Origin of the sequence: Arcobacter pernae, from assembly GCF_049472135.1 — a bacterium.
GTDB lineage: Bacteria > Campylobacterota > Campylobacteria > Campylobacterales > Arcobacteraceae > Arcobacter_B.
The window spans coordinates 83,309-97,709 of the sequence record NZ_JBMOVV010000005.1; the positions used below are offsets into that span (position 1 = coordinate 83,309).

Genomic DNA, 14,401 nt, shown 5'->3' on the forward strand with positions numbered 1-14,401 from the left:
AAGTAGTATAAAACTACTTTACTTATTATCTTTTTAAGTTAATTAAAGTATTTAATAATTGGTCTGATGTTGTAATAGATTTAGCATTTGCTTCAAAGGCTCTTTGGAATACCATTAAATTTACTAAACTTTCACTTAAATCAGCTGTACTTAACTCTAAAGTTTTACCTTCAACTTTTGCAGTTTTGTCATTATTTAAGTTATAAATAGGCTCACCAGACTCATTAGTTTTAGCAAGTAAGTTATCTCCAGATGGATTTAAACCTCTATTATTATTAAATAGTGCAATAGCAACTTGTCCAATTGCAAAATCAGCTCCATCTTGTTTCATCATAATAAGACCAGTACTATCAACTGAGAACTCACCAAAAGCAGAATCAGAAATACCTAAAGTATCAAGTCTTAATTGCAATGACCCTTTTGTAGCAGTTTGGTCAACTTTATTGATAAGTTCAATAAACTCAGCACCTGCACCTTGTCTACCACTATAATCACTGTTTTTGTCAAGTGGTGTATAAACAGCTGTTAAGTTTGCACCAGCCGTATCTGTTGTATGGTCATCTGCAATTTTCATTGATCCTGTAAATTCAACATCATAGTTTTCATCTAATGTTTCAATTACTAAGTTTCCATTGATGTTCTTTGCAACAATATGGTCTGGTAAATTATTTGTTATTGTTGATGTTGTACCATCTTCAGCTGAATAAGTAATTCTTGAAGAATCATTAATAGCTGCTACAATATCATCAATAGAAGTTACACCATCTAAGTGAATATTTAATGCATTTGGTGGTGTTGCACCATCATTTGGAATTGGAACACTTTGTTTTAACTCTTTATCATAAATAGTAATTCCATAAGTAAAGTCTTTAGTTACACTTCCATCTTTTGCTAAAGATAAATCCGTAGTAGTATAAACATCTCTTTGCTTACCAGTAATAAGTTTAGATAAGGCATCTTTTGATGACTCTAATGCTCCTATCCCCTCACCTTTCTTAGCTTCTATTGTTGTTAAATAGTTACCTTGTACTGTTGTATTCCCTGAACTCTCACCTACCTCTGATATTGTAAACTCTTGTCCTGGAATTAATGATTTGATCTGGATTATACCTTTTGACATTTGGTATAAATCATGTGAGTTTGGACTTAATGTATCATCTAATTCTAATACATCATTATTTGTTCCTCCTCCCTCATCTGACATATGTGCTACTAATCCTGGTACTTCATCTGAAATCTTATTTGCTAGTCCTTTATATGTCTCTATTCTACTTGCTATCATATTAAATGTATCTCTTTGATCACTTGTTAATGTAGCTATTTCGGCATCTGTTGGCGGAGTTGAAAATGTCCCTGTTGCTGGTAAACTATAATCTGCTAAGTATGCATCACCAAATGGTGCATTTGCTGCTGCATCTACATAGAAATCTTTTATCCATTGATCTGTTGCTGTTGTTGATATAAATGTTTGTGATTTCTTCACTCCATCTATAAACACATATATCTCTTCACCCTCTTTACTTACTAAGGCATCTGAGTCTGATGTTTTGAAGTTTATATGAGATACTTGTGCTGTTGATGTTGCTGATGCTCCATCTGGCTCTTCTGATAATCTTTGTAACCATGTAGCATAATCTTTAATCGCTTCTTCTATATCTGATATCTTTGATGATTTACTCTTGTATCCTGCACCATTAAATACTGATTCTGAATCACCTTTTGCAGTTTGTGTATAATCTGTAGCTTTTGCTGTAATAGTTTCTACATATGTACTATGTTTTATTATCTTTGATGATAATAATTTTGTATAATCATTTGTAAATACATTTACATTTGGGTTTGTACTTGTTACATCTTTTGCAGTATCAATAGCTGTCATCATCCAACCTTGAACTTCATTCCCTGCTGAGTCTTGTAATGTACCATTATCTCCCATTCTAAAGTTACCAGCTCTTGTGTAGAAGTTTTCTGTTGTTCCTGTCGCTCTTGTATTTGCTACTGTAAAGAACCCTTCTCCACTTAAGGCCATATCATAATCAACACCTGTTAATTTTAAGTTACCTTGAGTGTATAACTTTTCTGCATCTAATATTTTAGAACCTTTACCAATTCTATCTTGGTACATTTGGTCTGCAAATGATATTCTTGATGACTTAAATCCGATTGTATTTACATTGGCAATGTTATTTGATTCATTGTCTAATGCTTGTTGTTGTGAAGATAGTCCAGATATCCCCGTCCATAGTGCCCCAATCATGATTTATCCTTTTTGTAAAAATGGTGAACAAAATGTTCACATATTAATACTTAAATAAGTACTAATATGAAAACACAAATAGCTATTATTTTCTAAGATTAATAGCTATTTTTAATAGTTCATCAGAAGTTGTAATTGACTTCGAGTTTGCTTCGAATGCCTTTTGATATGTTAACAAATTTGTCATAGTATCAGCATTATCAGTATTACTTACTTCTAAAGAATTACTATGTAATACATTTACTTTTCCAGCATATTGTGCTTCTCCAGCATCTAAACCATCTTTATATAAGTTATTTCCTTGAGGTTCTAGCCCCTGATCATTTCTAAAAAATGCTGTTTGTACTTTTCCAACAACAAACTTGTTATCTCCATCAGCTAAATAAACTATTCCTTCATCAACACTTATTTTTCCAAAAGTATATTCTGAAAGATTTAAATTTGCTAACTTCATTTGAATATCACTTACTTCTAATGCTTCCTGATTTTGCAAATCAATTGTACTAGTAATCTCAATAAATTCACTTCCCGCTGCTTCAACTGCTGCTTGTAGTGCATCTCTAGCACTTGTTACAATACCATAACCAGTACCTAAACTTTGATTTTGTAGTTGATAAATTGATGCAGCTTTATTATTTACAGCAACATCATAAATAGCAATCTCTTTTGCAGGAACCATTGATTCAACAGTAACTTTTCCTGTTGTTGTATCAACAACTCCTCTCATTGCTTGAATATCAGAAATTTTATCAGCGAACAATCTCATAGTAGTATCTACATCTGTATCAAAATATTGTATTACTTCTTCATTATTAATATTAACTTTTATAAAATCATTCTCGTCTTTTAACTCAGATAAATAACTTGTAAAATCTAAACTTGTTATTTGATTTGTAGAAGGAGTTGCTTCTTGAGTAGATACGGATCTATAAAGGTCAAGTTTATCTTTGTAGTCTGTAATTAAAGCTTCTATATCTACTATTTTTGAACTAGCACTTTTAAAACCTTCTCCATTTATTCCACTTGCTTGTGCGGTTTTTGAATAATCTCCAATTCTTGCATTTACTGTTTGAATAAAGTTTTCATTACCAATAGTTTCACTTGCAACAAAACCTGAATGTACTTTACTTAATTGAGTATAATTAGGATTAGTTGAAATAACTTGAGGCTCTTGAGGAACAAGTCCTTGAACTTTTAAGCCATCAGGAGTTTGTAAAAGCCCATCTGCACCTAATTGAAAGTTTCCTGCTCTTGTATAGTAAAGTTCATTATCTTCAGGGTCATTTACCATAAAATAACCCTTCCCTTCAATACCTATATCTAAACTATGTCCAGTTGGTTTAATATCACCTTGTTGAAATCTTTTAAAAACTTGTTCAATTTGAGAACCTTTTCCTGTTCCATTCTTATACATCAAATCTTCAAATCTTACATCATTAGCTTTATAACCAACAGTATTAGTATTTGAAGAGTTATTTGATTCAGCACTTAGTGCTCTTTCATAAGTACTTAATCCAGAAAATCCAGTCCAAAGTCCACCAATCATGATTTAGCCTTTAAAATATCTTTGTAATACTTGAGAATGGAATTGTAGTTAATTGATCTGAATAAACAGGTGTTGTAGCACCAGCTAATTCATATTTATGATCTGCAATTTCTTCATTGTTTTCATTAAGTATAACTAATTTACCATCTTTAATTAAAGGAAGTCCTGGTTCTTGTAAAACAATTTTTTTACCAGTAGTATTTCCTTCATCATCTAAGATTTCACCTTGAACATTATAGTTTACAAGTGTATCTGGAGTTGAGTCATCATCATCTGTAAGTTTAATTCTATCTTCATAATATAATATTTCTTGAGCTTTAACTTGCACTTCACCATCAACAGCCTCAACTGATCTTACTGTAAATGCCTTATTAACTCCATTTTCACTAATATTTCCATCTTCAATATTTTTTCCAATTACATTTGCCGCATTTGACAATGCTGTTTGTGCATAAGAAGATTGTAAAGAAGTCATTGCTTTTACCATTTCTTGGTTAGCATTAATTGTAGACATTTGCATTTGAGTTGATAACATTTGCTTAGAATCCATAGGTTTAGTTGGATCTTGAAGCTTTAACTCTTGAATCATTAATCTTAAAAAGTCATCATTAGTTAATTCATCATTACTAATAGATGAAGTATAAGCATTACCATCTACTCCTGTACTTGTATTTACTTGAACACTATCAACTGCCATAATTAACTCCTATGCCAAATTTTCATCAAAGAAATATCTAACAACATTGTCTGAATCCATCGCATCTTGGACTCTCACAGCTAATTTATCATCAATTACAATAATATCACCTGTACCAATAATTCTTTGATTTACATATATATCACCACCAGCACCTGCTGGTTTATTTAATGAAATTATATCTCCATCACCTAATTTCAAAAACTCTGCTATTGTAATATCTGAATTACCTAACATTACATCAACAGTAATTTCCGTATCAACTAATATATCATAATCTCTTTCACTAATTTCCATGACCAAACTTTAAAAATATTATTCTAAATACATTATAACATAAACTTTTAAGAAATAAAACTCTCCTAAATGTCTAATTAAATAACAGTATCTAAAGTTTCCAGCATAGAAGCTACTTTTGCTTCTATATTTCCATCAAAATTACCTAAATCACTAGCGATTACTACACCACCTGGTGCAACATTAGGATCTTCTCTAAGTTCAATATATGGTTCTAGAGCTAATTGATCTTTTAACATTTGATAATCTTTTGGATTTAAATGTATTTGTACCTTTGAAGCAGTTTTAATCTTATCTAAAAGATGAGAAATTGTTTGTCTTGCAATTTTTGCTGAGTTTTCACCAACTTCAATACTAATAATTTTTTGAGCAATTGAAATTGAAGTCTTTAAAAGTTTTGATTCCATTTGAAATGTTGCTTGTTCAAAAAAAGCTGCATAGTGTTTTAAATCTTTGATAGCTTGTACAACTTGTGCATCTATATCTCTTCCTTGAACTCCACCATTTTCAATACTTTCTACTTTAGCAGATATATGACTTATTTGTGCAGCAAGATTTCTCATTTCTGTTAATACAGGATCCACATGACCATTTAATTCTCTTGTATCTAAAACAGCTTGAGAAGGAGGAGCTTCTTCTGGAATTGGAGCACTGTTATTAACAAAACTACCTAATTCATATTTTTGAACATCAGCTGAACTATTTAAAACTTTTGCATTTGATCGAACATTATTACTTGCCATTATTCATCCATTTCTCTATCAATTATTCCATCTTCAATCATTTTCTGTGCAACATCAAGCATTTTTCTTTGAGCTGCTTCAATATCTTTAATCTTAACTTTATTAAGCATTTCAAACTCTTCTTTAAATCTATCTCTAGCTCTTTGAGACATAGCACTTGTGATTTTTTCCATATCTTCATCTGTAGCATTTTTCATAGCAACTGCTACATCTGCCGTATCAACATTTTGTAAAATTTTCATTACATATTCTGTATCTAGATTTAATAAATCTTCAAATACAAACATATTCTCTTTAATTTTTGTTGCAAGTGAAGTATCAACACCGTTAATATTTTTAAGAATATCTTGAGATTTTGGACCTAATCTATTTAACATATCAGCAACAACTTTAACTCCACCAACATCAACAATAGAAGAAAGTAAAGACTCTAGCTTCTTCTCTAAAACAACAGAAATTGTTCTTACTACATCAGGTGAAACATCCTTAATAGTAGCCATTTGCATAGTAACTTTAACTCTAACTTCTTCCTCTAATTGCATTAAAACCTCTGCAGATTTTGGAGCTTCCATATGAGATAATATTACAGCAATTGTATGGGGTGATTCGTCTTTAATAAAGTCTGATAACTGTTTTGGATTAATTGCATCTAAATAAGAGAATGATTGAGATGCTAACTTAAGTCTAGATAATTTAGCTAAAACTTCATCAGCCTCACCTTTACCTAATGACTTATATAAAATATCCCTAGCAAAATCATAACCACCAGAACTAATAAAACCTTTTGTTCTAGTATATAAATGGAACTCTTCTAAAATAGCTAAAGATGTCTCTTTATCAATTGAATTAATTTGTGTGATTGAAGTAGAAATATCTTCTACTATATTTTTTGGTAAATGTTGAAAAATTTTAACAGTTGCTTCTTCTCCAATTAGAACGAAGAATCTTGCAACCTTATCCTTCATTGACATCCCTTTTAGAACTTCATGTAGGTTATCATTTTTTTCAGCCATTATTTTTTCTTACCTTTTAAATTTGCATCACCTTCTGATAAAAGAAGTTCAATCATAGAAGCCATTTCCCCTGGGTTTGTATTAATCTCTTTATCTAACTCTTCAACTAATACTTCATATTTAGCAGCAGACTCTTCATCTAAACCTTCTATATTATTTAGAATTTGACTCTTAATTTTATTCTTTAATCTACCTCTAGCTGATTCTCTATCAAATTGATCACCATAATCACCTAGCATATCTTCAACTAAATTTTCATCATCTACTTCATCTTTTTTCTTAGCTGTTCCATCACCTAATATTACTACTTCGTGATTAACAATGAATTTTTTATAGAATACAAATAATAAAATTGCAGCAATTAAATATTGAATATATTCACTAAACTCTTTCATAATTGTTTTAACCATTGCAAGTGTATCTAAAGAAGAAGAGGCACTACCACCTTCAATAGGATTACCATTTTCATCTAATTGAACACCGCCAGCCGTAATAGGTTTTACACCAATAAATTTAAAATCTTTAACAGTAACTTTATCACCTCTTTTACTATCATATCCAATAGTATCTTGAACAATTGATTCAATTGAAGCTAAAAATTCATCTTTATTTTCAACATCATTTAAAACACTTGAATCAAAAGTTACCCCTGCTGTAATTCTATTTATTCTAGAATAATTGTTATCCTTTTGCTTAATAATCTTTTTTGAGATCTCATAGTTTGTTACGGTATTAGTTCCTTCACTATTAGAACTACTATTACCATTACCAGCTGCACCACCTGGTGTTTGAATATTATTATCAACACCTGCTGCACCACCAGTTCCAGCCGGACTTCCTGTTGAAGAAGCTGTATTTTCAATAACCTGCTGAGACCTAATAGTACCTTCTGGATCATATATCTCTTCTTGAATATCTTGCATAATAAAATCTAAAGAAACAGAGACCTTGGCAACTACTCTTCCAGGACCTACGAAAGGTTCTAATAATTCAACAATCTTTTTTTCATAATCATCTTCTATTTTCTTTTTATATTTTGTTTGAGAATAGGATTTTTGGCTTGCTAAATCATCTTTTGATTTTTGAAGTAAACTTCCATCTTGATCAATTAATTTAATATTTTCATGAGTTAAATCAGGAACAGCAGATGCTATAAAGTTTTTAATACCATCAATTTGTTTTTGTGTTAAAAAAACTCCAGGTTTTAATGACAATACAGCAGATGCAGTAGGAGGTGTTTTTCTTTCTGTAAAAATAGTATCTTTTGGAATAGCAATCTTTACACTAGCTCTTAATACACCTGTTAAAGACTCTAGAGATCTTGATAATTCACCTTCTAATGCTCTTAAATATTTAACTTTATTTTCAAAATTAGTTGTACCTAATGAAGATTTCTCAAATATTTCCCAACCTACATGTTTACTTGTAGATGCTTCACTTGTAACTAGTTTTATTTTTGCTATATTAATAAACTCTTTTGAAGTCTTTAAAGTCAAGTTATTTCCAGAACCAATAACACTAAAAGCGATACCTGAAGCTTCAAGTTCACTACTTGCCATCATAACTTGTGATTTTGTAAGATTAGAAGCGATTGTGTAATTAAGTTTTTTATCTTCAGCTTTAATATTTGAGTAAACTAATAAACCTATTAATAATATAAATAAAAGAGAAAATCCTCCTATAATAACTGCTCTTTGAGCAGCATTTAAATTATTAATAAATTTTAAAAGTTGATCCATATACTATTTATCCTGATTAATTTTTAGCTGATGATTCAATAACTGATCTAAATAATCTTGAATCTTTTTTAATTGCTGCTTGCAATGCGTCAAAAATCACTTTATTTTTTGACATTTCACTCATTTGAGTATCTAAATTTACATTATTTCCATCATTTTGTTCTTCTAAACCTTGCACTTGTACTAATCTAGGATTAGGCATGTTTAAATTATTATTGATGCTTGGTAAATGCTGACCATTTGTTTGTGCCAAAGCTAATCTTGGTTCTTTTTTTTGATTTGATAATTCATCTTCAAAAACAAGTTCTTTAGTCTTATAATTAGGCGTATTAATATTTGCAATATTACTTGATATTACTTTTTGTCTTTCACCTCTAAAATTTAAATGTGCAAAAAGAGTGTTTGTTACGCTACTTGCTTCCATTACTTAGTATCATTCCCAATTTTATCTATTACTCTTGAATTTATTTCATCAATACTTGTAACAGCTTTTTGTGATTGCTCAAATCTTCTATGTGCATCAATCAGTTCAACCATTGCTGTAACTGAGTTTACATTAGATTTTTCAATAGCACCTTGTTGTAATAAACCATCATTATTTTCATATAAAATTAAATCATCTTCATTTTTTAGTTTATAAGTATTATTTCCAAGCTTTTGAAGATTAGAATAAGGAGTTTGCGCAACACCAATATTATTTTGGAATCCCTCTTCTACTAATACTGGTTCATTATCAGCATTTAATACGTTATTTCCATTTGAATCCACTAAAAAACCATCAAATACTTTAAATGCACCATCTCTACTATAAACAATATCACCATTTTGATTTTGAATTTTAAAAAATGTATCAGGTTGTCTTAATGCAAAATCTAAATTATTACCAGTTGGTGTAATAGGTCCCATTTCACCATTTATAAATTTTGCATCAATTTTAGGTATATTATTTGTAACTTCATTAATTTTTGTAGGAACGAAACCTTCATCTTTTGCTCTTTGTAAATAATGATTAAAAGTAGTTTCAGTTAACCCTTCTTGTTTAAAACCATTTGTATTAACATTTGCTAAGTTATTACTAATCTGATCTAACCTATTGATTTGATTAATCATAGATGCAGCAAGTGGGTATGTTCCTTGATTCATTAAATATCCTTACTTTCCAAATTCTTCAATTAATTTATCTAGGTCTTCACCTATTAAAACTTCACCTTCATCTCCATGAATATGTTTAGCAACAGCTATTTCTTGATCCGTGTACTCATCTTCAAAAAGATTATTTAAGTAAAGTGATAATTTTCTAATTACAGACATTACTCTTTCGATTTTCTGTCTATTAATATCATTAAACTGCATTAGTTCCATAGCTTCGAAAATTTTCATATCTTCTTCATTCATGATAGTTTTCATAGCTTCTAAACTTTGATTTACTTCTTCAACTTTTTGTACATGTTGTTTGAAAACTTCTATATTTGGAAATTTTGCATTTAAAGATTTTAAAAGTTTTTCTTGAGAAACTAAAAATTGCTCAATATCTGATACCTTAGTTCTAAATTCATTATTATTATCAAGACCAAGACTTAATACATCAAAGATTTGAGAAACTTTTTCTTCTGAATCATTTGCTACTTGATTTAACTGATTTACAACTTTTGTATCTCTTTCAGCTGGTAGTGGAATTACACCTTCATTTATTTTAGTATCTGTCCAATCCCTAACTATCTTATCAGCATCAACAGGGTTATTTTGTTCCTTAACTTCGGGTTTAGGACTCTCAACAGGTTCATCTTCTTTAATACCATCAATTTGCGATAAAAGAGCATCAATATCATCATCAGATGATGTGTCATCACTAGAAATATTTGTTTCTAAATCATCTAAAATGTCATCAGTACTTATATTTTCAGATGAATTATCAAAATCTCTTAATAGTGCATCAATATCATCATTGTCAACTGTTTCATTTGAAGATACTTCTGGTTCTGCTGGTTCAACAGGTACCTCTTCTGGTACAGAAGTTTTCTCTTCACTTTGTGTTTGAGATATTAACTCATCTATTTCACTAGTATCAACAGTTGTGTCCGAAGACTCTGCAGATTCATTTTCATCATCAGAAATATCAAGTCCATTCATTAATGCTTCAATTTCTTCTTGGCTCATACTCATAATAATGCCTTATAAATTATTTTTTTAATACCCCATCAAGCTTTTCTTTTAAAACTTCTGCATTGAATGGTTTTACAATATAATTATTAACTCCAGCTTTTAAAGCTGTAATAACTTCACCTTTACCACCTTCAGTTGTAATCATGATAATAGGAGTTTTTTGATGAGCACCTTCTGCTCTAACTTTCTTAACTAAATCTAAACCATTCATATTAGGCATATTCCAGTCAGTTAGAATTACATCGTAGTGAGATTCCCCTAAAAGTTTCCAAGCTTTTACACCATCTTCAGCCTCATCAAAATCATCTTTCGCAAAACCTAACTGCATTACAACATTACCAATAATTCTCCTCATAGTAGAACTATCATCAACTATTAGAATTCTCATCATACAACCCTTTTAATCTTTATTAATATTCAATTATTGATTATTATATATAATTTGTTTTAAATATCCACTTAATCTAAACTGATAAATAACCACATAGATTTATCTTTTTTTAATTGTTCTTAAAATATAATAACTTATAATCTAAAACTCTAAAGGAAATTCTATGATAAGAGGACTTTACACTGCTGCAACAGGTATGAATTCTATGCAACATCAAATTGATGTTACTTCAAATAATATTGCCAATGTAAACTCAACTGGTTTTAAACAAGACAGAGCAGAATTTCAAGACTTAATGTACGAAACTTTAAACTATACAGCTGGACAAACTTCGCAAACAACTTTAAATCCTACTGGTATTGATGTTGGTCTTGGTGTAAGAATTTCAGGTGTACAAAAAAACTTTACTGAAGGTGATTTAAAACTTACATCAAATCCTTTAGATATTGCAATTGAAGGGAAAGGTTTCTTTCAAATTACACTTCCAAGTGGTGAAACAGCTTACACAAGAAATGGTACTTTTAAATTAAATGCAGAAGGTACAATTGTAAATGGTAATGGTTATGAGCTATCACCTCAAATTGTAGTACCTGATAATGTAGTTAAGTTAACAGTTGGAAAAGATGGAACTGTAACAGCTACAAATCCACAAACTGAAGAAATTGTAAATTTAGGAAGAATTGAAATTGCAGACTTTATAAACCCAGCAGGACTAGCACCAATGGGAGAGTCGCTTTTTAAAGAAACTGAAGCTTCAGGAGCAGTTATCACAGGTAATCCTACAACGGAACAATTTGGTAATACAAGACAAGGTATGATTGAGTTATCAAATGTAAAATTAGTTAATGAAATGGTTGATTTAATTACTGCACAAAGAGCTTATGAAGCTAATTCAAAAGCAATTACGACTACTGATGGTATGTTAGATACAGTAAATAGGTTAAAAAGATAGGTAATCAAATAAGTTATGGATTTAAGTGAATTAAAAAGACTTAGAGAAGAGAAATTTTTAGCACATAAAAGAAAAAAAAGAGAGTACTATCTAAAAAATAAAGCAAAAAAGAAAAGAGAAATCATTGATTACGAAAATGAATTAAATGATTTAAATTTTGCTAATAAAATAAAAGAGATTGCCAAAGTTCAAAAAGCTCATGTTGATAATAGAAAAGAGCTAATTATTGCTAAAATAAATGAATACAAAGATAAAAAGAAAGAGTACTACGAAGAGAATAAAGAAAAAAGACTTGAATATGATAAAGAGTACAGAGAAAAGAAAAAAGAAGAATTAAGAGAATACCGACGGCAATATTATCTTAAAAATAAAGAAAAAATATTAGCTAGACAAAAAGAAAAAAGAAAATATTCAAAAAAGAGTGACTAATGGCAGAAGAAGTAAAAGAAGAAGAATTAGAATTAACTTTAGAAGATGAGAATCAGCAAGACTCAGATACTAATAACGCAGCCCCTGATGAAAATAAAGAAGTAAATTCTAATGAGCAAGATGCTTCTACTGATTCAAAAGAAGATGAAAAACCTAACTTCAAAAAGAAGAAGGAAACAAATAAAGTAAAACTTATTTTATTTGGTGTAATTGGTTTTTTAGTATTACTACTTATTATTGGTCTAATTTTATATCTTATTGGTTTCTTTGATCCAGAAGAACCAAAAGAAGAACCCAAAGAAATGCAAAAACAAGAAAAGAAAATTATAGTAAAACAAGAAGATTATAAGTTTAGTTTAAAAGATGTAAATACTGATAATTTAAATAAAGAACTATCAAAATTGACAAACAAAGACATACTAGCAAAAAAAGAACAAGATAAAATTGAAGAACAAAAACAGATGCTAGAAAAAGAAAAAGAAGAGTATAAACAAAAACTTGCATTACAAGAAGAAGAATTAACAAAAGAAAAAGAACTACTACAATCAAAAAAAGAGAAACTAGAAATTCAGAAAAACGAATTAGAACAACTAAAAGAACAAGCTAAATCATTAAAAGAAGAGATGCTTAGAGAAAAAGAGATTTTAGAAGTTGAAAGAGAAAAGCTTATTTTAGCTCAAATGGAAATCGAAAATACTATAAAACATGAAGAGAATAAAAAAGAACAAGAAATGTCAAATAACGACTCTTCTAATATGCAAAATGAAATGATACAAAAAGAAGAAATAAAAGTAGAAAACAATTCATCTGAATTTATAAACTTAATTAATGTAGCGAAAATAAAAGGTGAACTATATAAAGACTACCTTGATAAAATACTTACAATTCACCATGATGTACTATTATGTAGAGATGACTTTAATAATATTGAAATCTATTATGGACCTTTTGATAATAGTGATGATAGAGCAGAAGTATTTAAAAAGTTAAGTAGTAATAATTTCTCAAATTCATATGAAGTTGAGCTAACAAAAGAAGAGTTTGATAAAAGATGTAATTATTAGTAAAACTCTTTTAAGAGTTTTCTAATATAACATAAGCATCTTTTACTTCAATAATCTTATTCTCAATATCAACATTTAATATATAAGTATCAAAAATATGTGGAAGTAAAAATGTTTTTGGTAACTGTTTCTTTACTAGTTCTTCAGATGTTTTAATCTCTAAATAATCACTAGCAGGATATCTGTGAAGTTCAACTACTTCACCTAATACTAAGCCATTTTCTACGATTTTACAAGCTACTAAATCAAACCAAAAGAACTCATTCTCTTTTAATTCACAATTTTGTCTAGTTTGTTCTAATGTTGAAAATAGTTGTTGATTAGTAAGTTTTTTTGCAAGTTCAACATCTTCATAGTTTTCAAATTGAATTAAATCTCTATTTGAATTATACTCTTTAACTACAAGTGTTGTTTTTTTATTAGTAATAAACTCTGAACCTTTTTTAAACTGTTCAGGGAAGTCTGAGTCTATAAAAAGTCTTAAATGACCTTTTAGACCCACTGCTTTTCCAAGCTTTGCTACGTAAATCTTATCATTCATAGAAAACTACTTTGATACAACTTGAATTTTATAAGAAATTCCATCTTTAGCTTTACAACCATTTGCCATAGTTTTTAAAGCATTAATCATATTTCCATTTTTACCAATAAGTTTACCAATATCAACACTATTAGAAACTATTGTAATTTCAGCAAAAGTATCATCAATCATCTCTTTATGAACCTTAATATCATTAGGTTCACTAACAATTAACTTTGCGTAGTTTTCTATAAATTTAGTAATCATTACTTATCTCGATGAACTATTTTGCAGCTAATTTTTTAACTTTTTCAGATGGTTTAGCACCAACACTTAACCAGTAGTTATATCTTTCTTCATCTAATTTTAATACTTTTGGCTCTGCAACTGGGTTGAAGTAACCAATTGATTCAATCCATCCTGAATCTCTTCTTTTTCTTGAGTCTGTTACAACGATTCTGTAAAATGGTTTTTTGTTTCTACCCATTCTAGTTAATCTAATTACTGTCATGTTTTTTCCTTTAATTTGTTTACTATTTATAGTATTGAATTCTAAACTCCACAAAGTTCACAGCTCAATACTATTAAGT

Annotated in this window: 17 protein-coding genes; 3 read left to right on the forward strand and 14 right to left on the reverse strand. The window is 29.4% G+C overall.

Going from position 1 to position 14,401, the window contains the following annotated elements; translation table 11 throughout:
• Nucleotides 1-25 precede the first annotated feature (25 nt).
• The 11 genes from ACH5BF_RS07430 to ACH5BF_RS07480 all read right to left on the reverse strand — a co-directional run bounded on the left by ACH5BF_RS07430 (nt 26) and on the right by ACH5BF_RS07480 (nt 10,843).
• The gene (locus tag ACH5BF_RS07430) at nt 26-2,257 is read right to left on the reverse strand and encodes a flagellar hook-basal body complex protein (RefSeq protein ID WP_423273581.1); all 2,232 of its coding nucleotides are present in this window, start codon (nt 2,255-2,257) and stop codon (nt 26-28) included.
• An 85-nt stretch (nt 2,258-2,342) separates the two neighbouring features.
• Complete coding sequence (locus ACH5BF_RS07435) at nt 2,343-3,803, reverse strand: flagellar hook-basal body complex protein (protein WP_423273582.1); 1,461 nt, start codon at nt 3,801-3,803, stop codon at nt 2,343-2,345.
• 10 nt (nt 3,804-3,813) lie between these two features.
• Complete coding sequence (locus tag ACH5BF_RS07440) at nt 3,814-4,500, reverse strand: flagellar hook assembly protein FlgD (RefSeq protein ID WP_423273583.1); 687 nt, start codon at nt 4,498-4,500, stop codon at nt 3,814-3,816.
• 9 nt (nt 4,501-4,509) lie between these two features.
• Nucleotides 4,510-4,797: a FliM/FliN family flagellar motor switch protein gene (locus ACH5BF_RS07445; RefSeq protein WP_423273584.1), complete on the reverse strand. Its 288-nt coding sequence runs from the start codon at nt 4,795-4,797 to the stop codon at nt 4,510-4,512.
• A gap of 77 nt (nt 4,798-4,874) precedes the next feature.
• Nucleotides 4,875-5,540 carry a FliH/SctL family protein gene (locus tag ACH5BF_RS07450; protein ID WP_423273585.1) on the reverse strand — a complete coding sequence of 222 codons (666 nt, stop codon included), beginning with the start codon at nt 5,538-5,540 and terminating at the stop codon, nt 4,875-4,877.
• Nucleotides 5,540-6,553, reverse strand: coding sequence for a flagellar motor switch protein FliG (fliG, locus tag ACH5BF_RS07455; protein WP_423273586.1), 1,014 nt, complete (start codon nt 6,551-6,553; stop codon nt 5,540-5,542). The genes ACH5BF_RS07450 and fliG overlap by 1 nt, the downstream gene beginning before the upstream one ends.
• Complete coding sequence (fliF, locus tag ACH5BF_RS07460) at nt 6,553-8,292, reverse strand: flagellar basal-body MS-ring/collar protein FliF (protein ID WP_423273587.1); 1,740 nt, start codon at nt 8,290-8,292, stop codon at nt 6,553-6,555. The genes fliG and fliF overlap by 1 nt, the downstream gene beginning before the upstream one ends.
• A 16-nt stretch (nt 8,293-8,308) precedes the next feature.
• Complete coding sequence (gene flgB / locus ACH5BF_RS07465; protein ID WP_423273588.1) at nt 8,309-8,716, reverse strand: flagellar basal body rod protein FlgB; 408 nt, start codon at nt 8,714-8,716, stop codon at nt 8,309-8,311.
• A complete protein-coding gene (locus ACH5BF_RS07470) occupies nt 8,716-9,435 on the reverse strand; it encodes a flagellar hook-basal body protein (protein WP_423273589.1) in 720 nt (239 codons plus the stop codon). The genes flgB and ACH5BF_RS07470 overlap by 1 nt, the downstream gene beginning before the upstream one ends.
• Nucleotides 9,436-9,444: 9 nt before the next feature.
• The gene (locus ACH5BF_RS07475) at nt 9,445-10,449 is read right to left on the reverse strand and encodes a hypothetical protein (protein ID WP_423273590.1); all 1,005 of its coding nucleotides are present in this window, start codon (nt 10,447-10,449) and stop codon (nt 9,445-9,447) included.
• A gap of 22 nt (nt 10,450-10,471) precedes the next feature.
• Nucleotides 10,472-10,843, reverse strand: a complete 372-nt coding sequence (locus tag ACH5BF_RS07480) for a response regulator (RefSeq protein ID WP_423273591.1) — start codon at nt 10,841-10,843, stop codon at nt 10,472-10,474.
• Nucleotides 10,844-11,009: 166 nt separating this feature from the next.
• On the opposite strand from ACH5BF_RS07480, the gene flgG reads away from it, so the two are divergent.
• Genes flgG through ACH5BF_RS07495 form a run of 3 tightly spaced genes read left to right on the forward strand, consistent with a single transcriptional unit; the run spans nt 11,010 to nt 13,291 of the window.
• Complete coding sequence (gene flgG, locus ACH5BF_RS07485; protein ID WP_423273592.1) at nt 11,010-11,798, forward strand: flagellar basal-body rod protein FlgG; 789 nt, start codon at nt 11,010-11,012, stop codon at nt 11,796-11,798.
• 15 nt (nt 11,799-11,813) lie between these two features.
• On the forward strand, nt 11,814-12,227 hold the full coding sequence (locus ACH5BF_RS07490) for a hypothetical protein (RefSeq protein ID WP_423273593.1): 414 nt from the start codon (nt 11,814-11,816) through the stop codon (nt 12,225-12,227).
• Nucleotides 12,227-13,291 (forward strand): hypothetical protein, encoded by a 1,065-nt coding sequence (locus ACH5BF_RS07495; protein ID WP_423273594.1) that lies wholly within the window; start codon nt 12,227-12,229, stop codon nt 13,289-13,291. The genes ACH5BF_RS07490 and ACH5BF_RS07495 overlap by 1 nt, the downstream gene beginning before the upstream one ends.
• Nucleotides 13,292-13,301: 10 nt before the next feature.
• On the opposite strand, the gene rimM is transcribed toward ACH5BF_RS07495, so the two are convergent.
• Genes rimM through rpsP form a run of 3 tightly spaced genes read right to left on the reverse strand, consistent with a single transcriptional unit; the run spans nt 13,302 to nt 14,322 of the window.
• Nucleotides 13,302-13,832, reverse strand: a complete 531-nt coding sequence (gene rimM, locus ACH5BF_RS07500) for a ribosome maturation factor RimM (protein ID WP_423273595.1) — start codon at nt 13,830-13,832, stop codon at nt 13,302-13,304.
• 6 nt (nt 13,833-13,838) lie between these two features.
• Complete coding sequence (locus ACH5BF_RS07505) at nt 13,839-14,078, reverse strand: KH domain-containing protein (protein WP_423273596.1); 240 nt, start codon at nt 14,076-14,078, stop codon at nt 13,839-13,841.
• Between the two features lie 16 nt (nt 14,079-14,094).
• Nucleotides 14,095-14,322 (reverse strand): 30S ribosomal protein S16, encoded by a 228-nt coding sequence (gene rpsP / locus ACH5BF_RS07510; RefSeq protein ID WP_254576178.1) that lies wholly within the window; start codon nt 14,320-14,322, stop codon nt 14,095-14,097.
• Nucleotides 14,323-14,401 lie beyond the last annotated feature (79 nt).